Here is a 25,919-nt window from a genome sequence, read left to right on the forward strand (position 1 = left end):
CTCTCTCTCTCTCTCTCTCTCTCTCTCTTATCTATAATTCCTTTTATTTAGTTTAATTTTAAATATTAAGATGATATCTAAAACCATTACTAATCCTTAAAAAGGTGTATAAATTAATTAAATAACTATCTAATGATTTAAATCTCATATAAGGAGCTTATTTAGTTATGGATAGATCAAAAAGAACTAAAAAGATCATATTTTGAACCCTTGGTTCTATATTAATAGCTATTGTTTTAGCTACATCAATTGTTGGCATTGCTTTTCTAGCTTCTTTGCATAGAACTACTATTTCAAGACAAGTTGTTTTAGCAGATAATCATAAAACAGAACTAAAACTAAATAAACAATATAAAAAGAATGCTGTTGATCGATATAAAGCTGATTCACTTCCTTATCAGTTTTATCTTAAACATAACCAAATAGATCAAGCTAATAAATTAGTTAATGATTTTGAAACAAAATGATTAAATCACTTTGATGATTTTGAAAGTACTTATTCTTCTAAATATATTGATTATATAACCAATTATTTAAATCAAGAATTAAGATTAGAATTTAGCTCTAATCAAGAATTCAATAAATTTTACAAACAATTATTAAAAGAAGAATTCATTAAGAAGTATCAATCTTATCAAGGATTTAGTGAACAAGAATTAGATAAGATTCTTAATCAAACAAGAGATGAGTTAATCAAACAAAAACTAAGAGTTTATGAATTAACGTTAATTCAACAAAATCCTAATAAAAAATAGGGGTTGTTAAAATGAAAAAGTGAACTAAAAAGAAAAAGATCATCTTAGGTGTTGGGCTTGGTTTATTAGGTGCTGGTTATATTTCATTAATGGCTGTTGTTGGTTATGAACTTAGTAATCTAAAAACTAAGCCTTCAAAACTACTTGTACATAATACTAATTTAATAAGTGAATATAGTAAACAATCACCTAAATATTCATCACTAGATAATGAAAAACAAAAAAACTATTTATTAGATAAGCTTTATAATAGTTGAAAAACAGCTCCTTAATATACTAACTTCTTAGATAATTATTTAAAAGAAGAAAAGAGTTTATTAATAAAAGATGTTTTTAGTAATAAAACACAAATTAAGAATTATGCTGAATCAATGCTTGAATATTGAACCAAAAAATTTAAAAAAGCCTATGGTTTAGAAGACTCATTAAATTCTTTAATATCAAGTTCAGTTGATCAATTTTTAACTCTATCTGATTATTCAAACTTATCTATTAATGAGTTTGATAAACAACTTAAAGATTATGCAACTAAAAACATAATAGAACCAACAAAAACAATAATCTTAAAAAAAGATCTTAATTTATCATTAAAACAAAAAGAGTTAATAAAAAGTGCTTTAACAATTGATGATTTAGTAATGATTAATGATTATATGAAAGGTTATTAATTAATCTTTGTAAAGTAAATAAGAACTAGAATTAAACTTTAAAAAGTGAGCGTTTATTCTAGTTTTTTATTATTTTAAAGGGTAAATAGTGTAGTATACAAACAACCCAAAATAAAATATTATCTAAGTAATAATTAAATATTTTTTAGATCTTTAATTAATATCCACCCTAAAGGGTGCTATTAAAAAGTATATAGATATGTTAAAATATTAAAATACAATATTTTTAATATTAAAGGACAAATATGCTTGAAGGATCCCATAGCTTGTGATTGGAAAGCTTTATTTATAATACACAAACAAATCAATCAAATACAGAAACAGTAGCTAATGATAGTCATTGATCAATAGGATTGATCATTGGATTAGCTTTTTTAACTCTCTTTTTAATTTTATTAGCTTCATTCTTTAGTTGTACTGAAACCGCTTTAACAAGTATTACAAAAGTAAAATGAAAGTCTGAAAGTGGAAACATAAAATCAAAGAAAATTGTTAACATAGTTTATAAAATGATTAACAATTATACAATGACCCTTGGTTCTAATTTAATTGGTAGTGCACTAGTTAACACAGCATCATCAACAGTTGCTGGATTACTATTCTCAGGAGTTGTTCGTTATGTTGGAGCTGGTTCACATGCTGAAGCAATTGGAACTGGTGTAGCTACTGGGGTTATGACTTTATTGATTCTAATATTTGGTGAATTCTTACCAAAGAACTTTGCTAAGAAGAATCCGATTAAATTACTAACCTGATTTGGTTATCCAATATACTTCTTTTATTTAGTTTTCTGACCATTTACTTGATTATTAAACAGAATCTTTAATAGAAAAGAAAAAACAACAAAGACAACAATTGAAGAACTTAAATCATTAGTTGATGTTATTAAATATGAAGGAACACTTGATTCACAAGAAGCTTTAATTATTAATAAAGCTATTTTGTTTGATGAGATTTTGATCAAACAAAAAATGGTAGGATGAGATAAAGTAGTAAAAGTTAATGAAAATGATCTAGTTAAAGATGTTATTCCTACTTTCTTAGAAACTGGATTTAGTCGGCTTGTTGTTATTAATGAAGATCAAGAAGTAGTAGGTATTGCTCATATTAAAGTAGTTATTAAAGCTTATTTAAATGATCAGAATACACCAATTGATTCAATTATGCACTCTCCTATGTTAATAACTAAGAATGATACTTTATATGATGGATTAAGAATGATGCAAATTCAGCAGATCCATTTAGCAATTGTAGTTGATAATTTAACAGAAAAGAATCCAGTAGGGATCATTACATTAGAAAATATTACTGAAGAGTTAACTGGAAATGTATTTGATGAAACAGATTTAAGTGATGCTAATGAGTGAGTCCAAGAAGTAAACGAATATACTTGAAAATTAGATGCAAAAGCAAATGCTAAGAAATTCTTAACTGAAAAAATTAATGCTTCTATTGAAGTAGCTGATGATTTATCTATGGGTAAATATGTATCAAAACTCAATAAAAACAGGAAGTTTATGAACCGGCAACTAATAGATACAGAGCATATGTATATTGAAGTTTTCAAGGATGTAAAATCAAACCGATTTATTTTCTTGATTGAAAAGAAAATTAAAGAAGATTCCGAACTTTAGGAACAAATAAAAGACTGCTATTATATGTAGCAGTTTTTTAATTTTAAGGGTTTTTACTTGATTATAATAATACTTACTTGTACATACAGAAAGCACTATTTAAAATGAATTTAAAACGAAAGAAAATTGCTCTGTTATTCTCAGGGATACTTACTGCAACAATTACTACATCCTTAGTTGTTGCTTGTACAGAAAACAATGAAAACAAAACTATAAATGAAACACAAAGTGTTTCATTACAAACTGCTAAATTAGAATCAATGGATTCTAAGAGTTTTAAACCAAACAATAAAAAAGAACACCATTTAGTGTTAATAGTAAAGAATGCAAACAAGAAATATATTCAAGTTGTATTAACATCAAAAATAGCTAATAATAAGTTTTTTTCTGTAACTTCTTCTAAAGCTTTAGTTGTTAATGATAAGGCTGATGTTGTTTTTAGAAACATTGATAAAACTAAAACTTTTAAATTAGAAAAAGTGATGGTTTTTGATGGATTAAATAGTGCTGAAAACAATGAAGTAAATATTCCTTCAACTCTTAAACAACAAGAACTAAAAGATCGTTCGGAATTAGAAAAACCAGCTGTTTTTGTTGAAATTAAAAAACAAGATAAAAAAGAAGAAAAAGTTGAAGATAAACTAAAAGAAAAAACTGATCAAATAAAGCCACAGGATCAAAAGGGTGATGAAGAGTTAAACAAACAAAAACAACCTAAAGAAGATGCTTCAAAACAAGAAAATAAGAAAGAAGAAATAACTCAACAAGATCCGCAAAATCAAGGTCCTAAAGTAGAAAAAACTGAACCAACTAAAAAAGATGCTGAAGAAAAAACACAAGCTCAAGCAATTGATAAAAAAGAAGAAGGCTCAAGTAGTGAAGAGAAGAAGATTGGTGAAATAAAACCTTCTGAACCTGAACCACAAGCTCAACCTGAAGAACAAAATACTCCAAAAAGCGAACCTTTAATAAAAGAACAAGAAGAACAAAAAAATGGACAAGGACAAGGACAAAAAGATGAATCGTCTAAAACACAAGAAGCGAATAATGGTGGGAATACTTCTGAACAGGAAAATGAAAAAACAAAAGAAAAAGACCCACTAGAAAATAAGGAATCAGATCCTGATCCAAATACACAAGAAATTACAAAACAAGAAGATCCTGAAACTAAAAAACCGACACTTTCATCAGATGTTCAATGAAGTAGTTTAAGAGTTGCTCATTGAAATGTACAACATCAAAGTGGTAAAGACCAAGATAAAAACGAAGCTTTAGCAAGAATAATTTTGAAACACAAATTTGATGTTGTTGGTTTAACAGAAATTATGCCAGTTAAAGATGGTATGACGTCAGAAGAAAAAGAACAAGCTGTTAAAAGAGTTGTAGATTTAATGAATGAGTTTAGCAACACAACAAACTATGAATACTTGATAAGCGACAATCTAGAGGGTAGAGAAAATAAAATAACTGAATCTACTTTCCATACAAGTACTGAAAGAATTGGCGTTATTTATAATAAAGAGAAAGTACATCCAATTCCATTTGCAAACGGAAATATTGGTCATATCTACTCAAATAAGCCTGGACATGGTATTTGAACACAAAAAGATGTTGACTATTCTCGACCACCATTTAGTGTTAAAATGCAATCTGTTGGAAAAGTTACAAACGATTTTACATTAATTTTTGCACATTTTGATAGTCCTGGTTATAGAAAAGGAAAGAAACAAGAAAAAAATTATTCAAAAAAAGCATTAAGAGATTTGGGTGTTGAAAGAATACTGAAAGATATAGAAAAACCTGGTAAATTTCTTGAAAACGACCAAGGCAGTCGTGAATTAGATGATGCAGAAAACATTGTTAAAGTTATAAAAGAAGTTAAGAAAATAGATGAAGATAAAGATGACGACTTTTTCTTCTTAGGTGACACAAATATTAAGCTTGGAAATGAACATTTTGCATTTAAATCACTAAGAAAAGAAGGTTTTGAAAACTTACTTAAGGATGATTATGAACACAAAACATCACTATCTACAATAACTAATAAGATGGCTAATCCATATGACAAAATTTTCAAGAATTCAAATTTAGAAACTAGAGATGCTAAATTATTTAATCTTTGAAAAGTGTTTGAAGAACAAATTTTAAATGATGAGTGATATCAAAAAGTTAAAAAAACAAAAGGTTCAAAATGACCTAAAACTGAACCTAAAGAAAAAGCTGCAAAAACTATCTCAGACCACTCACCAACTTGATTTGATTTAGTCTTAAACCCAGATGATAAAAAATAAACTAACAAGGAAATAACTATGAAATTAAGTAAGAAGAAAATGTTGTTATTGTTTGGAACGATCTTAGTAACTAGTTTAGGTGTAGCAGCTGCTGTTGCTTGTACTCCTAAAAATAATGAACCTAATAAATCACAAACCCAACTAGAACAACAACAGCAACAACAACAAAACCGGCAAGCACTAGAACAAGCTACTATTGTTAGTTTTTTATACAATTATCACTATGATGATTTATTTTTCAATTTAGATTTAACAGTAAATACTAAAAACCTTAATGGTAAATACATTGAAGTATATTTAAAATCAGAAGAAAGAGCTGATGATTTTGTTGTTAGTGTCTCAAGCAAAGCTAAAGTGGTTGATAATAAAGCTGTTGTTAGGTTTAATAAACTTAATAAATTAAATGAATATACTATTTATCAAATTTTGGTTTTTGGTAGTAAAGATAGTATAAATGCTTATAAAATAGAAGATTTAAAACATTTAGATACAAAAATAAACAAATCTAAAGGTAATATAGAAAATAAAGATAATTTAGGATCTAAAGATCAATTATCAAATGATCTTAATAAAAACAAAACTAATCCATTAACTTTAAATAATAGTTCATCTAATAAAGATAAATTAAAATCAGAGATTGCTTGAAGTAGTTTAAGAGTAGGGCATTGAAATGTACTTCATCAAGATGGTAAAGATGAAGATAAAAATGAAGCACTTGCTAAAGTAATCTTACATCATAAATATGATGTTATTGGTTTAACAGAGATTATGCCAATAACTAAAGATGCTAAACAAGAAGAAAAAGATCTAGCTGTTAAAAAGATTGTTGACTTAATGAATCAATTAAGTAAAACAAATGATTATAGTTATTTAATAAGTGAAAACTTAGCAGGTTCTGAAAATGATAAATTAGCTACACCAGAACATACAAGTACAGAACGAATTGGATTAATCTATAACAAAACAAAAGCAATGCCAGTTGCATTTGCTAATGGTAAAATCGGACATGTTTATTCAAACCCATTAGTTGATGGGAAATGAACAAAAGATAAAGTTGATTATTCTCGTCCTCCATTTAGTGTTAAATTACAAACTGTTGGTGAAATCAAAAACGACTTTACTTTAATCTTTGCTCACTTTGATAGTCCTGGGAAATATCCTAAACGAGAAGGACAAGAATATGAGAAAAAAGAACAAAATTACTCAAAAGAAAAGTTAAAAACAATGGGTGTTGAAAAAGTTCTTAAATATACTACAGGAAGACAAAAAGGAAAGTTTGTTCAAAATGAACAAGGTAGTCGAGAACTAGACGATGCTGAAAATATAACTAAAGTTATTGAAGAAGTTAGAAAAATTGATGATAATAAAGATGATGATTACTTCTTCTTAGGTGATACTAACATTAGATTAGGTAATGAACAATTTGCATTTAAATCTTTAAGAGAAGCAGGTTTTACAAACCTACTAAAAGATGATTGAGATTACAGAACTACTTTAGGAATTAATGTTAATAAAACATCAAACCCATATGATAAGATTTTTAAAAATTCTAATCTAGAAACAAAAAATGCTAATTTATTTGTATTATGAAATGTTTTCAAAGACAAAATCTTAGATGATGAGTGATATAAAAAAGTATCAACATCTAACCCTAAGGCTAAACAATGATTAGAAAATCCAACATCATTTGGTAAACCGATTAAAATTACTGATTCAAAAGAAGAAGTAGTACGACCAGTTATTTCTGACCACTCACCAACTTGATTTGATCTAGTTTTAAACCCACTAGATATTAAATAAAATTGATTAATTAAAATATAAACGATTGTTAAATGATCTAAGGTTTATAGTTATTAGTTAAATGTTATAATATAAGGATATATTAACTAATAAATAGTAGGACTTTAATGGCTTTAACAATCGTTTTAATTTTATTTGGAGTACTAGCAATGATTGTAGGATTGTTGCTATCTCGTACATCTCCAACTGGTGGTTTGTCTAGTTTAAATGGACAAGATTTAGAAATCTTTAAGAAAACAAAAGACCGAGGCTGAATCAAAGGGCTTCAGGTTTTTATGTTTTTATTAACAATTACTATCATTTTAATTATTATTTTTTATCGAGTAGGTTAGTATGGATAATCAGTCAATTCGAAAACTATTAATTGATTTAATGCAAAAAGAAGAACGACCTATTCCAATCAATATTCTTGTTCGTAAAGCAATTGAAAAAAATAAAAATGTTATCAAAACACAAGCTTATAAAGTAGTTGATCAATTAATTAAAGATAATACATTAAGACAACTACCTAATGAAAAACTAGTATTAGCTTATTTAGATTATGAATTTGAACATGAAATCAAAGAAGGAACTATTAAAGTTAATTCTAAAGGGGACGGGTTCATTTTAGAAACCGATACACAAACAGAATACTATGTTAATAAAAAATACCTTAATGGAGCACTTAAAAACGATTTAGTTAAATTTGTTAAACTTAAAAAAGATCCAAAAAATGATATCTATGATGCAGCTGTAGTTGAAGTAGTTGCACATGAGAAAGATTGTTATGTTGGTAAGTTTGTACAAACAGGAACTGGTTATTATGTTTCAATTGATGATCCGCTATTTTATTTAAATGTTATTTTAGATGATCCTAAAGGATTAGTTAATGGTCATAAAATCCTTATTAGAATTAATAGTAGTAATGATAAGGATGCGTATGGTTCAGTTGTATACATCGTAGGTCATGAAAATGATCCAGGTGCTGATATCTTATCAATTGTTTATGATAATGGTGTTGATCCTAAAATTGATCCAGAAGTTAATGAAGCAGCTAATCAAGCTGTTTTTGAAGTTGATGAACATCAATCTAAGATCCGTCGTTATTTAGTAGATCGAGAAATTATCTCTATTGACCCAGTTGGTTCAAAAGATATTGATGATGCTGTGTGTGTCCAAAAACTTCCTGATGGTAAATTCTTTTTAGGAGTAAGTATTGCAGATGTTAGTTATTATGTTCAACCAGACACTGTTTTAGATGCTGATGCATTTAAACGGGGAACATCTGTTTATTTAGTAGATCGAGTAATTCCAATGCTTCCACACAATCTATCAAACAACATTTGTTCATTAAATGCTAATGTAGAACGAATGTGTGTAACTTGTGATATGGTAATTAATACTAAAGGTGAGATCATCTGAAAAGATGTCTACCCTGCTATTATGAAATCTAAACGTCAGATGAGCTATAATGAAGTTAATGATTTTTATGAAAACAAAAATCATTTAGAAGATGTAAGTATTTCAATTCATAAAATGCTTAATGAAGCAAAAGAGTTACACCAATTATTAAGGGCTAAAAAACAAAGACAAGGTTTTGTTGATTTTGATATTAAAGAACCAAAGATCATTATTGATGAAAATGGTGTTCCTGTTGATGTTGTTATATATGAACGAAAAACAGCTCAATTAATGATTGAAGACTTTATGATTGCTGCTAATGAAGCAGTTGCAGAATATGTTCAAGACTATTTAGATCAAGATAAAAATCAACAAAACATTGATATGGAATTTATTTATCGAGTCCATGATAGCCCTAATATCGAAAACTTAGAAAAGTTTAGTATTGAAGCTAAAAAGTTAGCTTTTAATATTTCTAAAGATTTTAGTGATGTACAACCAAACACCATCTCTAATTGATTAAAACAAAACGAGAATCATCCTAACTTAGCATTAGTAAGTAAACTATTACTAAGAGCAATGGCTAAAGCTTCTTATGAAATTAAGAATTCAGGACACTTTGGATTAGCATCTGAATACTATACTCATTTTACTTCACCAATCCGTCGATACCCAGATTTAATTGTTCACCGTTTATTATGAATGTTCTTATTTGATCCTAAATCATACACTGATCAACAACGAACAAATTTAATTAACAATTTAAAAACAATTACATCTAACTCTAATAAAACTGAAATCATTGCAGTTAAAACTGAGCGTGATGTTAATGCAGCTAAATTTGCTGAGTTTATGTCAACAAAAATTGGTCAAGAGTTTAATGCAACAATTAGTACAGTTACAAGCTTTGGAGTATTTGTTGAACTAGAAAATACAATTGAAGGATTAGTAAGAATCAAAAACATTGGTAATGACTTCTTTGAATTTGTGCCTGAAAACTTCACTATGGTTGGTCAAAAAACCAATAAAGTAATCACTGTTGGTCAAAAGGTTAGAGTAAGAGTACTTGAAGCTAATAAGATTACAAGAAAGATTGATTTTGAAATCATTGCTTTTTAATAATTATGAACACGCAACTAATTAAAGAGTTTTATGAAACTTTAATTAATCAAGAAGATCAATTAATTAATGATAAAGCTTGTGGTATTTATGTGCTTTATATTAAAGATCATAATTACAACAACAATATTATCCCTATTTATATTGGTCAATCTAAAAATATTAAAGCTAGATATTTAAGCCATAAAAATGAACTTAAATATCTAATTAACCTTTATTTATCAGATCATAAACATCATGCTTTTTATGAACATTATGAATTAAATAAACAAGATGGTAAACATCTTTATTCAAAAATGTTTAGTTATTTAGTTAAAAATAACTTAAACATTGATCATTTAAAAATTAAAGTAATTGAATTATGTGATGAAGCTGATTTAGATCAGCTTGAATACTATTACATTAATCAATATCGATCTGATTTATTTGGTTTTAATCAACTCTTCTTTATTAGTCAATGTTATGTATTACATTTTAGTGAAGCTAAACTATTAGCTAAAACTAAAATTGAACTAAATAAATTATTAGATTATGGTTTAATGTTTTTAAACCAGTTTGATCAAAGTTGATTAGATTATGGTTATGCTGATTTTAATTTCTATCACTTTATTAAATTTGCTGATATCGAAATTAAAAAGTTTATTAATGCATTTAGTATTAGAAATGGACTATATTCTTATCAATTATTAGAAGAGTTTATTTATAAATTAGAAATCTTTAAAGAATATTATTTAGGATTAAATCGAAGCTTTAGTTTTGGGTTTGAAAAATAAGGGAGTTGATTAAAGTGATTGTTTCTAATAAGCATGCATATCGTAATTATTCAATTATTGAATCATTTGAGTGTGGAATAGAATTAAAAGGAACTGAAGTTAAATCAATTTCTCGTGCAAATTGTTCAATAAATGAAGCTTATGTGCAAATTAAGAATATGGAAGCTTTTATTATTAATATGCATGTTGCACCTTTTTTTGAAGGTAATCAGTTTAATCATGATCCATATCGAACAAGAAAATTATTATTACACAAAAACGAAATTATTAAGCTTCAACATCAAGCTCAAGCTTTAAGAATGACTATTGTTCCTATTAAAATTTATTGAAAAAACAATAAATTAAAACTAGTTATTGCTCTAGCTAAAGGAAAGAAGTTACACGATAAAAGAGAAGATTTAAAAATAAGAGATTTAAGCAGAGAAGCTAAAACATATTAATTTTAAAAAGGAAAAAAGAAGATGCGAGCGATTTGATCTGTTCTAACAACAAGATTAAGATTAATATTTTTAGTCATTATCTTATTGAATTTAGTTCAAATTACAATTACTTTAGTGCAACCATTAATTTTGGCTCAAATTAATCGGGGATCTGTTAATAATAGTGCAACGACCCATGATGCAATTGTTCAAGGTGTTGTATTAATTGTATTAGCAGTTGCATGGATTATTGTTTCATTACTTAATAACTGAGTTACTACTTATTTAGAAGTAATGACCGTTGGTTTATTAAGAGAGAGAATTTTTCATAAAACAATGAGTTTATCACATGCAGATAAGCAACGTTTTAGTCAATCAACATTATTAAACATTTGTGTTAATGATATTCAAAAAATAGCTAAGTGTATGGTTATTATTCTAAGACCAGGATTTATGGGAATTTCATATTTCATTGGTTCAATTATTGTTTTATTTGCTGTAGCACAGAACCACTGACAAATTCCTGTGCTTGTGATTTCAATTACAATAGCAACAGCTATTATTTATTCATTAATGGCAGCTATTAATGAAAAACGATGAAGAAAAGCAAAACCAGCTATCGATAGTCTTAATAATAAATTACTTGAAAACATTTATGGAATTAAAGTTATAAGATTATTTACACTTGAAAACCAATTCTTAGAAAGTTCTCACAAACAATGATCTGAAGTAATTAAACGATCTATGATTCCGATCCGGATCTCTGCTTTAGTTATTTCTTTTTTAATGTTAATGATTTTCTCTGTTTCTCCATTAATTATTATTGTTGGAGCAACAACAAAAACATTGGTGTCTGCAGAAATATTATCAATTATGCAAGCAGCTAATATGCTTGTATTAGGGATTAGTATTCTTGCTTTTAGTATTAATGAAATTATTCAAACTAAAGTTAGTTTTATGCGTGTTAATGAATTTTTCCACCACAAAGAATTAATTACATATCAAGGTAATAAAACAATAACTAATGGTTTGATTCAATTTGATAATGTAAGTTTTAGTTATGAAAATAATCCAAACCATTTAGTTCTAAAAAACATTAGTTTTACAATTCATCCAAATGAAATAGTAGGGATTGTAGGAACTACAGGTTCTGGTAAAAGTACTTTAATTAATTTATTAATGCACAGGTTTATCCCAAACAACGGGTCAATTAAAATCGATGATACTTTACTAAAAGATATTGATATCAAAAACTTAAGAGATTGATTTAGTGTTAATGAACAAACACCAGTTTTAATTAAAGGGACATTTTATGAAAATATCCTTTTTGGATTAAATAACATTAATGAACAAGAAATTAATGAAGCTGTTGAGCTTGCTCAAGCAACTAAATTCATTAATGATCCAGATAATGGAATTTATGGCATCGTTGAACAAAATGCTAAGAACTTATCTGGGGGACAAAAACAACGATTAGCTTTATCACGTTGTTTATTAAGAAAAAGTCCTGCTTTAGTATTAGATGATTGTACAAGTGCTCTTGATACAATAACTGAAGCTAAGGTGTTTGAAGGAATAAGAAAACAAACTTATTTCAAACAACAAATCATTGTTGGTCAACGAATTAGTAACATTTTAGATTGTGATAAGATCATTGTTATGGATAAAGGTGAGATTGTAAGCATTGGAACTAGTGAACAATTATTAAAAGATTGTGAAATTTTTAAAGCAATTTATAATGAACAGTTGGCGGTGGATCGATAATGATGGATTTACAAGATTTAAAAGTTCACAAAAATGCTTTAAAATGAAGTTTAATTCGTTTTTATTTTAAAGACTTCAAAAAGTATTTTTTAACAGTTTCATTTGTTATTATTGCTTTTCAATTATTACAAATTGCAAGCATCTTCTTATTACAATACACAATCCAAGCATTCTCTAATCAAACTAAACCACTAGAAACAATATTACATATTGCAGCAGGAATTATTGGTGTTTATTTTTTCCAATGTTTAATTAATGTTTTTACTAACTTATGTACTAATAAACTTGGTTATTTAATTGAAGCTAAGATGTCATTATTAGTAGTAAGTAAACTACGTTATTTAAGTATGAAATTCTTAGATCAAAATAGTGCTGGGGATATTTATGCACATATGAGTGATGATGCTTTAAGTATCCATTTAGGGGTTATGGGATTTTATGCCGAAGCTAATAAAATGGTTTTTGGATCAATTGGGTTTGGAATTGCTTTATTAGTTGTATCTCCATATCTAGCTTTAATTGGTTTAGCTGTTTATGGAACTTTAATGTGCTTAAACATTTTATTATATAAACGTTCAAGAACTTGAAACGAATACAAACGTGCTGATTTTGTTGTTATGAACAACTTTATTGAAGAAGCAATTTCAGCTCATGCTGCTATTGATAACTTTAGTCAACAAAAATACTTCACTGATAAATTTGATCGAATCAATAGTGGTGTTTATAAGAATGTAATGCGATCAACTGTTGTTGCTCAAATGATGTTCCCATGAAGTATTTTTGCAATGCGTTTATTAAATGCTGCATTAACTGTTTCATTCTTATTATTATCTATTGCTAAGATTCCTTTGCCAGGAATCACACCTAATATTGATCCAGTAACCGGGCAAGTTGCTTTTGGTATATTAGTTAGTTTATCTTTATTATCTAATACATTTGCTGAATTCTTTACTAATTTTAATAATACAATTCCTGGTTTTATAGCTGCACGAACTTCTTTATTAAAAATCAATGAGATCATGAAAGTAGATCATGAAGTTAATTGAAACAAAACACTTGATGTTTCTAAGTTTAAAGATGGAATTGATATCAAGTTTGATCAAGTATGTTTTAATTACTTACCAAACCAACCAACATTAATGAATATTTCATTTGAAGCTAAAGCACACCAAAAAGTAGCTATCATTGGACCAACAGGAGCTGGGAAAACTACAATCACCAACTTAATAACTAAGTTTTATGATTATCAAACTGGAGATATTACTTTTAATAACCAATCAATTAAAGAAATATCAAGAGAAAGTGTTCGATCACAAATCTCATCAGTTCTACAAGATTCATATTTATTTAATGAATCAGTATTAGATAATATTAAACGGGGCAAACCAGATGCTACTTATTTAGAAGTAGTACAAGCTGCTATGAAAGCACAAGCTCATGAATTAATTAAATCTTTACCAAATGGTTATCATACTATCATTGGAGACAAACAGAACTTATCACAAGGACAAAAACAATTAATTTGTATTGCTCGTGCAATTATTTCAGATGCAAAGATTATAATTTTAGATGAAGCAACAAGTTCAGTTGATACTTCAACAGAACTTAAGATTCAAAAAGCAATTGATCACTTAATGCATGAAAGAACAGCTATTGTAATTGCTCATAGATTATCAACAATCATTAATTCAGATTTAATCTTAATTATTCAAAGTGGTCAAATTGTTGCTTCAGGAACACATAATGAACTATTAAAGAATTCACAAATCTACCAAGATTTGTATTATGCAAATTATAAAAAACAAAACCTAAAGTTTTAAAGAAGGAAGTACTTATGGATCGTAAATTCAGTGACCAAGAATTGATTAGAAGAGCTAAACTAGAAAAACTTGTTGAACAACAACATGACCCTTTTGTCATTTCTCAAGTCAAACGGGACATAAGTTTAGCTGATTTTTATAATCAATTTAATCATTATACAAAACAAGAACTAATTGAACTAGACCAAAAAGAATTAGTCTTTGCTGGTCGTTTAGTTGGTGTTAGACAAACTTTTGGAGTAATTGCTGATTTTAGTACAAAGATGCAAATCTATGTAAATAAAAAAACAGTTGATCCATCTTTGTTTGAAGTTTTTAAATCATTTGATTTAGGAGATATCATTGAAATCAAAGGGATTGCAATGAAAACTAATAGTGATGAGTTAACTATTAATGTAACTGGTTTAAGATTAGTTGCTAAATGTTTAAAAGTGTTACCTGAAAAATATCATGGACTTGTTGATGAAGAACTTAAAGCTAGATATCGTCATGTTGATTTAATGGTTAATGAAGAAGCCAAACAGACTTTTATTTTAAGATCTAAAATTATTCGAGAAATAAGAAACTATTTAGATGATAATGGGTTTTTTGAAGTTGAAACACCAATGTTACAAGATACATTAGGCGGAGCTGCTGCTAGACCATTTATAACTCACCACAATGCACTAAATAAAGAATATTACTTAAGAATAGCAACTGAAATTGCTCTTAAGAAATGTATTGTTGGTGGATTTGAAAAAGTTTATGAAATTGGTCGAATCTTCAGAAACGAAGGAATGGATTCAACCCATAACCCAGAATTTACTTCAATTGAACTTTATGTAGCTTATGCTGATTATTTAGAAATCATGGATCTAACTGAAACATTAATCAAACATGTTGCTACTAAATTAAACTTAACCAATCCTACATTTAGAGGATTTAGTGTTGATTTAACTAAACCTTTTAAAAAAGCTCATATGGTTGATTTAATTAAAGAGTATACTGGTGTTGATTTCTTTAGTGTTAAATCAGATCAAGAAGCAGTAAGTATTGCTAAAAAACACAATATACAATTAGCTAATCACCAACAAACGTATGGACATGTTATTAATTTATTCTTTGAAAACTTTGTTGAAGAAAAATTAATTGAACCAACATTTGTTTATGGGCATCCAATTGAAGTTTCTCCTCTTTCTAAAAAGAATAAAGATGATAGTAGATTTACTGATCGGTTTGAACTGTTTATTTGTCAAAAAGAAATTGCAAATGCTTATAGTGAGCTAAATGATCCAATTGATCAACACCAACGATTTTTAAAACAACTTGAAGAAGCTAAGCTTGGGAATGATGAAGCTAATGAACTTGATATTGAGTTCATTGAAGCCCTTGAATATGGAATGCCACCAACAGGTGGACTTGGTATTGGTATTGATCGATTAATTATGTTATTAACAAGTAATGATAGTATACGAAATGTATTACTATTCCCTCACATGAAAGATCGTGCTAAATAATGAACAAGAATGAAAAAGAATTAAAATATACAGCAGTTATTTTAGCTGGTGGATTCTCTAAACGATTTGGTAGAGATAAGTTATTTGAAAAAATCAATGGTATTTCAGTTATCGATCATTCAGTTTATCATTTTAATAATGACCCATTATGTGAAAGAATCTTCTTATTAGTTAGAGCTACTAGTTTTGATCATTTCCGTAAACATTTTCGTTTTGATAATAAGATTGTTTGTGTGAAAGCAGAATCAACAAGAATTAAATCAGCTCAAGAAGCTGTTAAATTAGTAAAAAGTAAATATGTCTTTTTCCATGATGCTTCTCGACCATTCTTATCTAATGAATTATTAAACAATCTTAAAGATGAATTAGTATTCTTAGCAAATGGTGTAGTACCTGCAGTTAATGTTAACCAATCATTAATTAAAATTGTTAATAAAGTAAGACAATATGTTGATTCAGACAACTATTATTTCTCACAAACTCCAGAAGCTTATGTTACAGATAAAATCAAGGTTGCTTTTGAAAGCAATCCTAAAATAAAACTAAACACAGAGATTTATGAAATCTATGAACAAAAGTTTGATGATTTACAAATCATTAATGGAGATGTTTCAAACAAAACAATTATTTTTGAATCTGATTTATAGAATATGTTCTTTAAACCATTATTTAAAAACAAAAAACTTCTTTACTATTTAACTTCTAGTTTTTTATTATTAACTTTATCAACTAGTTTAGTTACTAGTTGTTTTTCTTCTGATGATGAAATTGATTGATTAGAAGTTAATAGCCAATGAGCTAAAAACCTTTATTTTAAAAATAGTAAACTTATTAACTATGAACTAGTTCAACAAATAGAACAACAACTTGATTTTAATCAACTTAAAAAAGTTCATAAACAACTAGCTAACTTCAGTAGTTTTAGTTCATATTATGAATATATGTATCAACTTTTTAAAAAGGATTTTAACTTTTTAAAAAGTAAATTATCTAATCAACTTAAAAATAAAACAACTCTTGTTTTAGAAAATCAAAAAGTAGTTTCAGATAATCATGAATACTATAACTACTTTCATATTCTTTTACCAACTTATAGTTCTTTTTTATATGATCAACAAAAAGATGGTTTAAGTTTTAATTTATCATTTCCTTATCCTAAATCTAAAAGATTAAGTCAAATTATTGATTATCATTCAACAATTGGACATATTAGTAACTATAGTAACTTTACACAAACTAATCAAATCATTGAACAATCTTTTAGTAATAGTGTTGATTATGTTTTTTATTTATATGATCCAGAATACAAACCTAAAGGTTTTGATTTAAATAGTTTACATGCTAAAGATGATTTTGTAGCTAATAAACTATTAAAAAACAAAAATCAAAAAGTGATTTTTGTTGATCGGCATTTATATCATTTAGCTTCTAATTCAATATTAGCTCAATTTGTATTAATAATGGAATTAGCTAAAGCTTTAGGAATTGATTTTAAAAAAGAAGAGTTGATGTTCTGGAATGCTCTTATTAAAGAACCAAAACGATCATCTGTAATCTTTAATAAGAAAATACTAACAGCTTCTAATGAAGGAATTGATGCTTTAGTTTTGTTTGGAATCTTACCAGATATCATTATTGATTATGATCAGATTGCTGATCTAAATCATAATGATAAAGGATTAGCTCCTTATTTAGATAAATTAATTAAAAAAGCACAATCAGTACAATTAAACAAATTAATTAATATTAGTAATGGATATGTTTTTCATCAAATTAATCCAGAATTAATGATTGTTGATAAATTTGAACAACACCAAGTTAGTCGAGTCATTAAAGGTCTTAATTTAGTAACCAAATTAATTACTTCTTCTAAAGGAACAGATCAAAAATATCATTTTTTTGCTAATTTATCATTTGTTAAATAAATTTATTTGTTAACATATTAACCATAATATTAAATTAAAAGATAGGTTAATAAAAATATGTTTAAAACTAAAAGAGCTAAACTAACAGTAGGTTTATTAACTGTTGTTGGTTTAATAACTACCCCACTTATTATATCTTCATGCTCTAAATCAAAATCTAATTTAGAACTTGAAGCAATTTATGAAAAGAAAGATCAAAATTTAAATGCATTAGTTTTACATTCTACTTATAATTTTGAACTAACTAATCCATTGGTTTATAATAATGAAACTAAAGCGTTTAATTTTGATAATAATACTGATTTAGTTGAACAAAAAGATCATATTGAATTAATTAACAGCAAAGCTGCTTTAGATCAATATTTAGAAAATAGAGTAGTACCTAATCTCAATCAAGCATCATTAAGTGATCTAATCAAAGATCATTTTAAAGACTTTGATTTTAGTCAACAAACTATTTTATTAGTTAAAAATATAAGAGATAGTTTAGATCTATCTAATTTAAAACTAGAGAGTGGATGAAATATATCATCATTTAGACAAAGTACAAATCGATTTAAGATTAATTTAGTATTTGATCAAAAAGATGAAACCCAATCAACTAATAAAGTAGTAAGCACTAAAACATTCTTTATAACTATTAATAAATTAAGCTCATTTAGATTTGCTCGTGTTGACTTAGTTGGATCAAAAACTACTAGCTCTACTAATTCTAAATAAGTTAATCATAGATTAATATTAACTAAATAAGGTTGATAAGAAATAGACCTTATTTTTTATTTATAAACAATCAATATTAGTAAAGATTAAAAAAATACAAGAAGAGCTAAAAACCTTTCTTGTATTTTAAATAACCTGATTGGCTATTATGCTATATTTAGCTAATAGTATTTGTTTCTATAGAGATTCGTTTTTCACGAGTCATAATGATACTTATTTTATAGTTACTTAAGTTTTCACTAGTTTCAATAGCATGTTGAATCTTGTGAGCTAGTAATTCAAGTTCACTATCATTAATTAATTCAGCATTAGCAATAACTCTTAATTGTCTTCCTGAACGAATAACAAATGCACTTTCAACACCATGAAATTGCATACAGATCTTTTCTAATTCTGATACTCTTCCAAAGTATTCATCATAATTAGCTATTCTTGCTCCAGGTCTAGCTGCTGAGATTGTATCTACTACTTTAACAAGTGCAGCATACACTGATGTAGCTATTACTTTACTATGGTGTGATTCTATTCCGTTGATAATATAATCACTTAATCGATATTGTTTAGCAAGCATGACTCCTGCTTCAACATGATCCATGTTTGATTCAAAATCAATAACTTTTCCAATATCATGAAAAAAAGCACACTTCTTAGCTTTAATTGGATCAACTCCAATTAAGTAAGCAAGGTTTTCAGCTAAATGGGCAACTTCTAAGCTATGAGATAAGATGTTTTGTCCATAAGATGTTCGATAGCGCATCTTACCAACATAAAGATAAAGTTCTTTAGGAATATCAAAGAAGTTAAGTTGATCTTCAATAACTTCTCGACCAATTTCATGAGCTTCTTGATCGAACTTCTCTTTTTCTTCTCTAAAAAGAAGTTCGATCCGGTTCATATCAATATTTCTTGATTCAATAAGTTTTTGCATTACACGCCGTGCAATTTCTCGACGCATTGGATTAGGAGATGAAATTGATAAAATAGTATCATTTCGTTCAACTATTAAATCAACCCCACCTGCTTTTTCAAATAAGGCTTTATTACGACCATCTCGACCAATAATCTTACCTTTTAGATTTTCATCACCAAAATTGATAGTAAATAATGATCGATTAATTACTAATGGTTCAGCACTTCTTTCCATTGCTTCAATTAATAAGTTTTGAGCATAAATCTCTAAACCATCACTAAACTCTTTTTTAAGTTTAACAAAGTTAATTGATAATTCTTTACGATATTTTTGTGTTAAGAAATCAAATAATTCATTTTTAGCATCAGATGCTGATAAATTATTAGCTCTTAATAAGAACTCTTCATTAACATTTGTTAAATGTTTAACTTCTTGTTCTTTTTTATCTAATTGAGTTTGAAGATCTTGAATTATTTCTTGTTGTTTTTCTTCAACTTCTTTTAATTCTTTATTTTCAATTATCAATAATTTATAAGCCTTTTTTTCTTTAGGTAAAAAGGCAATTTTCAGTTTTTTTACTTGAGCATAGATTACTATTGAAACTGGGACAATAATAACTGAGATTACAAATAGTATTAGTAATACAGCAAATGCAATAAAATAATTATTCATTTTGTTATATCACCTTTATATATTTTAGCAAACATCACTTTTATTTAAACATGCTATAAATTTAATTTATTAATAAGTTAATAAAAAAGCTAGGTTTTATTGATAATTTATCTAAACAGTTATTAATTCTTATTTGTTTTAAAAATAAATCAATATGTTTCATTGGTTTAGGTGTAAAATAGAAATGATTTTCACAAACACCCAATAGAAAATCAAACAAAAGATAAGCTATATATCTTTTAAAAATAAATTCTTTAAACTAATGTTAATTATTTTGATAATAAGTGAATTATCACTTAATAATTTTTAATCAAAATACTATTAAAAATGCGTTAGAATTGGGTTTATAAAATTATTTTTTAAGGGGTGATTAATTAAATGACAAAATATAATAAGTTTAAAAAAATCATTAAGCTCGGCTTAGTTGGTTCATTAGTTACTTCATTTTTAACATTTTCTGTTACAGCCAATGATATAAAAAATGTTAAACATCAAGAAGTAAATACTGAAAAGAAAATCGTTGAAATTAAAAATTCTATTAATCAAGATGATAAAGCTAAGAATGAATTAACAACTGTTATTGGAGCAAGAAGATATGAGTTAATGATTGATAATGATAAAGATATTGATTTAAATAATCTTCATGATCAAATTAAGAATCTTGTTTTCAAAAATAATGATTATTTATTGAAAAGCGATATTTTAAGTAATTTAAAAATAATCACTTTTGCTATTAGCAATCATGCCGATATCAATCTATTAAATGAAAAATTAGAATTACTTTTAAATAAGAATGAAGATATAAAAGATATTTATTTCTTCAATACGAAATACACTTATACTGACTTTGTTAATAAGAAGTTACCAGACGTAGAAACGGTATCAAATTCGTTTACACGAAAACGATATGATTATAATGACGCAACTACATATGATGCAGCCAATCAACATCATTACAAAATAGTGGGTCTTGATTATTTTAATCAAAAAACTCATTTTGAACACTTCTTCAACGAAAAGGTTATGATTGGTTTATTAGATGGAGATGGTGTAGTTAGACATAATAGTAAACCTTTTAGATGAAACAATGATAATGGTAATGGGGTACATTGAAGAGATGAACCGTTTTACACCGAAGTCTCAAGCGATCATTCAGATCAAATTGGTGAAATAATGGTTGGTCAAAAAGGCATCAACCAAACTGCTAAATTATGAAGTGTAATGGTTGATTTATATTGAAATGGTGTTACTGGAGAAGTGAATTTCTTATTATCAAGAGGCGTTAATATTATAGTTAATGTTTGAAATTTTAAAGATCATATTGATAAAGAATATGCGGGATATTCTAAATATTTTGATCAAGTAGTTGTCAATAATCCTGAAATAATTAATGTAATTGCTGGCGGAAATATTTCCAAACATAGTGATTATCAATCGCGATATTTAAATGGAATTGCGTTATCTAAGAACAGTATTATTGTTGGTGCAATCGATTCATATACAAAGAAAAAGGCATACTATAGTAAAATCGGAAGAGATGATCATTATTTAACAGTTGTTGCACCAAGCGGAGCATTTCATTTTAGTAATCCTGAATGACAAACTTGAGGTACTAGTAATTCAGCGGGCGTAATTGCTGGCTTATTATCAATTATTTATCAAAAGAACAAACCAATATTTAATCGTGGACATGATTCAATTATTGCTAAATCTGCACTTATTAGTGGTTCACTTATTCCGCCGTCTGAAGAAGATACATACACTCATCAGACAGGTTATGGAATTCCAAGACTTGATTTAGTAGACCAAGCAGTTAAAAATCTTCGATATTTTAAAAATATGAAAAATGATGATAAAAAAGTTGTATTAAGATTAAAGAAGGGAGATCGCGTTCGAGTTAATGCAACTTGAAATTATAAAAACTATTCTAACAATGATAAAGCAGATGTTGATTTAAGAGTTATAGGTAAAGAGAATTATAGTTCAACATCTTCTGACAGAAACACCGAAACAATTGATTTTGTTGTTAAGACATCAGGTAATTACATTATTAAACTTAATGTTTATAACAAATCTTCAAATATATCTCCAGTTGATGTTGCTATAACATATGTAATAGAGAAAGGTAATGTTTAATATGAAATTCTTTAAAAACAAAAATAGAAAATTGTTCGCTTTATTAGGTGCTGCTACTTTAAGTGGTTTCATCGGTTTAACAACGCTTGTTTCAGCAAACAAATATCAAGAAAACAAAGCAGATTCTAATAAAGCGATAAAGAAAAATGTATCTTATTCATTAAATTTTAATACTGAGATTAATTTAGAAAAAAATGTTTCATTAATTAAAACTTCACTATTAAAAAACGATTTAAACGAAACATCTATTAGTTTAAACACTTCAACAAAAAGTTTAACTCTTAAGTTTAATCAAATTTATGAACAAAAAGTTTTAGATTTAATTAATACACTAAGAAGTGAAATAAAAGAATCATTTTTCATTTTAAACAATATGCCTGAAAACATTAATGATAATCAAAAGCAATCAATATCAAGTAATAGCAGCTTCAAATCAGTTCTTGAAGATCCTGAAGACAATGAAAAACACTATGCAGCAGTAGGATTGAATAAAGAAACAAGAGATTTCTTAATAGAAAACTTTGGTGATGAAAAAGTGAAGGTTGGGATTATGGAAGTGGAAGGTTTTATTAGTGCAGATAACGAAAATATTTTCCCAAACAGAGAAGTTGGAGATATTAATTATCTAAAACGTAATGGACAAAATACAAACGTTAAATCTGATCATGCAAACTGGGTTGCAGAAGTTATAGGTGGAAATTTAGGAATTAACTCTAATGCTAAATTATATTCTATTTATTATGCTGAAAATACATCACCAAGTGATTACTTCAATTTATTAACTAATTCAAAAGTAAACATACTTAACAATAGTTGAGGTCCAAAATATGCGTATTTACAATCTAATTATTCACGATTACCTAAGGATATCGATGATTCCGTTTTTTCAAATCCAGAAATAATAAATATATTTGCTGCGGGTAATCAATATAACGGAAAAACTACCACTGGTGAAAATGGCAAGAAAATAGAGATTCCGCCATATAAATATTTAGCTGGTGGACCACTATCAATCAATAGTATTGTTGTAGGTGCATATGATTTAGAAACGAAAGAAAAAACATCATATAGCCAAATAGGCAATGATGTGAATTATATAACAGTTATAGCTCCAGGAAATAATTTTAGATATACCAATAAAAACGGTGGGGTAGCACAAGAACTAATTCACGGCACTAGTTTCGCAGCTCCGGTTGTTTCAGGTTTATTATCCTTTGTTTATCAATCAAATAAAGATATGTTTGATTTAGGAAGCGACTCAATTATAGCTAAGTCTGCACTTATTAGCGGTTCAGAAAGACTAAAATCATATCATAGTTTATATACTCCAGAAACAGGTTTTGGTGTTCCTAATTTTGATTTAGTGAATGAAGCTGTATCAAATTTATGATATTTCAAAAATTTCAAAAGAGGAAAGGAATTAGTCCAATTATATTTAAAAGAAGGACAAACACTACGAACCAATATTTCTTGATTGGTTAAAAATATAAATAATAAAGCAGACTTTACTTTAAAAGTAGAAGAACCAAGCACTCTAATAAACTATAGTGATACTAAGTGAAATATTGAAACAGTAGAAATGAAAGCAAATCAAGATGGTTGATATAACATTTTTATTGAAAGAAAAGATGATTCTGCTAGTGAAAACCCAGATGTTGCTTTAACTTATGTCATTAAATAGAAAAAAGAAATTAATCATTTCATCTCTTGGTTTTAGTTTTTTATCAGCCCCACTTTTAGTATTAACTTTATCAAGTTGTTATAAAGAGAAAAATGATAAGAAAAACAATTTATTATTTAGTATCAATTCAGATTCGCTATTCATTAATTCTAATTTAAAAGACACATCATATTTTTATGATCCCTTCTCATACATTTATGAAACTATAACTAATGATAATAAGGCAGTGGTAGTTTACAATAATTATGATAAGGTTCGTCACAGAACAGTGCGTGACAAAAATCACCCACTTGGATATATAAAAGTAGTTGGAACACCGCTAGCAAATCAACAAAAACCTTTATATTCATTAATCAATTCAGTTGAAGAACTCAACAAAACCATCAGCATATATAAAGATATTTTTAAAAAGAATCAAGACAGAATTTCATCATCGTTTTCAAACTTAGATTTCAATAAAAATTCAATTTTGATGATCATAGATCGTGATTGAGTAATAACCGATGATGAATCTTTTCATCCAGTCAATGGTTATCAAATTCTATCTGTAAATTTAAACGAAAAGAAGATGACAATAACTAAAAGCTGATCAAATCTTCCTATAAAAAGAAAGTTAAAAAACAATAAATGAAGAGGACCAATGAGTAATAACAAGATCTTCTTTGTTGTAATTGATAAACTAAACAGTTTAAACAATATAGAGATTGAACAAAAAATCGTCAAAAAAGCAATTGGTGAAGATCTTGAAAATTTCGGACCATTTAATGTTGATGCTTAAGAGTCTTTAACTTATGCCATTAAATAGAAAAAAGAAAAAAGAAATTAATCATTTCATCTCTTGGTTTTAGTTTTTTATCAGCCCCACTTTTAGTATTAACTTTATCAAGTTGTTATAGGTAAACAAATACTACAAAAAATAAGGTGCTAAAAATCATCAAAAAGGAATAGGGTAAGATATTAAGAATTTTAGATTTCTTATAAATATTTAAAACAAATAAAAAGCAAAGATCCCTCTTATTTGCCTATTTCTTATTTTTAAGTTCTTATGTTCATAATCTTAAATAAAAAGGAGGTTTACAATGTTTAAAAATAAGAAAAAACTAATTATTATTAGTTCAATATTTTTAGGTTCAATTACTACATTAACTATTGTTGGATGTAATAATACCAACAGAAGTGCTAATGAAAACAAACCAATTGATACATCTGAAAAACCATTTCTTAGAACCAATATTGAATTCATTAAAAACAACAATATCATAACTAGATGATATAAAAAAGAAAATAGTGATGTTTATTATGAAATGTTAACAAACCAAAAAACACCAGTTTTTGTTTATAACCAAAGACTTCGAATTGGTGTTAATAAGTACTATAGAAGACAACTAGAGATTGAAAAATCAACAATCACTAATCAACAATTAAATGAATATGCTACTTTAATCAATAGTTATTCTGATTATGTAAATAAATTTGTAAACTCTGATTTATATACAAAAACAGAAACTAGTTTAGCTGATCAACAACTAGCTAATTTAGAAGCTAGAATTAAAACAATTGATTTTAGTAAACAAACCTTATTAATGATTAAATTAAAAGTAGAACAATTTAATCCTGGTTTTAATTCTTATGAAAAAGAAGGTTTTAATATTGTTGATTTTGAATTCAAACCTAAATCAGCTAATAATAAAAAGAACATCTTTAATATTAAATATGAAAACACTGTAATTAAATATTTAAATACAGAAGAAAAAACGATCAACGGTAATCATTACAGAGCTAAAACCTTCTTTATTTTAATTGATAAATTAACATCTTTAAATGATACAGAAATCCATTTAAGTACAATATAAATAAGCTTAAAAATAGATTGGTTTTAATTTCCTTTTCTTATCCTATTTTAACATTATTTATTATGTTAAAATTTTAAAATATACTTACTTTAAGTAATGATGT

General features: G+C 26.9%; 21 protein-coding genes. 20 read left to right on the forward strand and 1 reads right to left on the reverse strand.

Annotated elements, in window-relative coordinates:
- Nucleotides 1–167 precede the first annotated feature (167 nt).
- From JM47_RS00415 to JM47_RS00490, 16 genes are all read left to right on the forward strand, one after another.
- On the forward strand, nt 168–755 hold the full coding sequence (locus JM47_RS00415) for a hypothetical protein (protein ID WP_038102764.1): 588 nt from the start codon (nt 168–170) through the stop codon (nt 753–755).
- Nucleotides 756–766: 11 nt separating this feature from the next.
- Entirely contained in the window at nt 767–1,027 is a 261-nt protein-coding gene (locus JM47_RS00420; protein WP_208895062.1) for a hypothetical protein, read from the forward strand.
- 99 nt (nt 1,028–1,126) lie between these two features.
- A complete protein-coding gene (locus tag JM47_RS00425; protein ID WP_208895063.1) occupies nt 1,127–1,423 on the forward strand; it encodes a hypothetical protein in 297 nt (98 codons plus the stop codon).
- Nucleotides 1,424–1,668: 245 nt separating this feature from the next.
- Nucleotides 1,669–3,057, forward strand: a complete 1,389-nt coding sequence (locus JM47_RS00430; protein ID WP_051749509.1) for a hemolysin family protein — start codon at nt 1,669–1,671, stop codon at nt 3,055–3,057.
- A 104-nt stretch (nt 3,058–3,161) separates the two neighbouring features.
- Nucleotides 3,162–5,348 (forward strand): endonuclease/exonuclease/phosphatase family protein, encoded by a 2,187-nt coding sequence (locus JM47_RS00435; RefSeq protein ID WP_208895064.1) that lies wholly within the window; start codon nt 3,162–3,164, stop codon nt 5,346–5,348.
- Nucleotides 5,349–5,366: 18 nt separating this feature from the next.
- Complete coding sequence (locus JM47_RS00440) at nt 5,367–7,148, forward strand: endonuclease/exonuclease/phosphatase family protein (protein ID WP_208895065.1); 1,782 nt, start codon at nt 5,367–5,369, stop codon at nt 7,146–7,148.
- Between the two features lie 107 nt (nt 7,149–7,255).
- Nucleotides 7,256–7,480 (forward strand): preprotein translocase subunit SecG, encoded by a 225-nt coding sequence (secG, locus tag JM47_RS00445; protein WP_038103237.1) that lies wholly within the window; start codon nt 7,256–7,258, stop codon nt 7,478–7,480.
- 1 nt (nt 7,481) lies between these two features.
- Complete coding sequence (rnr, locus tag JM47_RS00450; RefSeq protein WP_208895066.1) at nt 7,482–9,647, forward strand: ribonuclease R; 2,166 nt, start codon at nt 7,482–7,484, stop codon at nt 9,645–9,647.
- A 5-nt stretch (nt 9,648–9,652) separates the two neighbouring features.
- Nucleotides 9,653–10,420, forward strand: coding sequence for a GIY-YIG nuclease family protein (locus tag JM47_RS00455; RefSeq protein ID WP_208895067.1), 768 nt, complete (start codon nt 9,653–9,655; stop codon nt 10,418–10,420).
- A gap of 14 nt (nt 10,421–10,434) precedes the next feature.
- Nucleotides 10,435–10,860, forward strand: a complete 426-nt coding sequence (smpB, locus tag JM47_RS00460) for an SsrA-binding protein SmpB (protein WP_081847834.1) — start codon at nt 10,435–10,437, stop codon at nt 10,858–10,860.
- 21 nt (nt 10,861–10,881) lie between these two features.
- Nucleotides 10,882–12,603: an ABC transporter ATP-binding protein gene (locus JM47_RS00465; RefSeq protein ID WP_208895068.1), complete on the forward strand. Its 1,722-nt coding sequence runs from the start codon at nt 10,882–10,884 to the stop codon at nt 12,601–12,603.
- Nucleotides 12,604–12,605: 2 nt separating this feature from the next.
- Nucleotides 12,606–14,423 carry an ABC transporter ATP-binding protein gene (locus JM47_RS00470; protein WP_208895069.1) on the forward strand — a complete coding sequence of 606 codons (1,818 nt, stop codon included), beginning with the start codon at nt 12,606–12,608 and terminating at the stop codon, nt 14,421–14,423.
- 14 nt (nt 14,424–14,437) lie between these two features.
- A complete protein-coding gene (gene lysS / locus JM47_RS00475; protein ID WP_208895070.1) occupies nt 14,438–15,919 on the forward strand; it encodes a lysine--tRNA ligase in 1,482 nt (493 codons plus the stop codon).
- Nucleotides 15,919–16,566 (forward strand): 2-C-methyl-D-erythritol 4-phosphate cytidylyltransferase, encoded by a 648-nt coding sequence (locus JM47_RS00480; protein WP_208895071.1) that lies wholly within the window; start codon nt 15,919–15,921, stop codon nt 16,564–16,566. The genes lysS and JM47_RS00480 overlap by 1 nt, the downstream gene beginning before the upstream one ends.
- Nucleotides 16,567–16,569: 3 nt before the next feature.
- Nucleotides 16,570–17,844 (forward strand): hypothetical protein, encoded by a 1,275-nt coding sequence (locus JM47_RS00485; RefSeq protein WP_208895072.1) that lies wholly within the window; start codon nt 16,570–16,572, stop codon nt 17,842–17,844.
- 57 nt (nt 17,845–17,901) lie between these two features.
- The gene (locus tag JM47_RS00490; RefSeq protein WP_208895073.1) at nt 17,902–18,564 is read left to right on the forward strand and encodes a hypothetical protein; all 663 of its coding nucleotides are present in this window, start codon (nt 17,902–17,904) and stop codon (nt 18,562–18,564) included.
- A 157-nt stretch (nt 18,565–18,721) separates the two neighbouring features.
- On the opposite strand, the gene JM47_RS00495 is transcribed toward JM47_RS00490, so the two are convergent.
- On the reverse strand, nt 18,722–20,146 hold the full coding sequence (locus JM47_RS00495; RefSeq protein WP_038103292.1) for an HDIG domain-containing metalloprotein: 1,425 nt from the start codon (nt 20,144–20,146) through the stop codon (nt 18,722–18,724).
- Between the two features lie 378 nt (nt 20,147–20,524).
- Between JM47_RS00495 and JM47_RS00500 the strand changes: the two genes are divergently transcribed.
- The 4 genes from JM47_RS00500 (at nt 20,525) to JM47_RS00515 (ending at nt 25,816) form a co-directional block, all read left to right on the forward strand.
- Nucleotides 20,525–22,282, forward strand: a complete 1,758-nt coding sequence (locus tag JM47_RS00500; RefSeq protein WP_208895074.1) for a S8 family serine peptidase — start codon at nt 20,525–20,527, stop codon at nt 22,280–22,282.
- Between the two features lies 1 nt (nt 22,283).
- Nucleotides 22,284–23,963: a S8 family serine peptidase gene (locus tag JM47_RS00505; protein ID WP_208895075.1), complete on the forward strand. Its 1,680-nt coding sequence runs from the start codon at nt 22,284–22,286 to the stop codon at nt 23,961–23,963.
- Nucleotides 23,950–24,741 (forward strand): hypothetical protein, encoded by a 792-nt coding sequence (locus JM47_RS00510; RefSeq protein WP_208895076.1) that lies wholly within the window; start codon nt 23,950–23,952, stop codon nt 24,739–24,741. The genes JM47_RS00505 and JM47_RS00510 overlap by 14 nt, the downstream gene beginning before the upstream one ends.
- A 301-nt stretch (nt 24,742–25,042) precedes the next feature.
- Complete coding sequence (locus JM47_RS00515; RefSeq protein WP_208895077.1) at nt 25,043–25,816, forward strand: hypothetical protein; 774 nt, start codon at nt 25,043–25,045, stop codon at nt 25,814–25,816.
- Nucleotides 25,817–25,919: the final 103 nt, after the last annotated feature.

This window comes from Ureaplasma diversum, from assembly GCF_000941095.1.
In the GTDB taxonomy this organism is placed as follows: domain Bacteria; phylum Bacillota_I; class Bacilli_A; order Mycoplasmatales; family Mycoplasmoidaceae; genus Ureaplasma; species Ureaplasma diversum.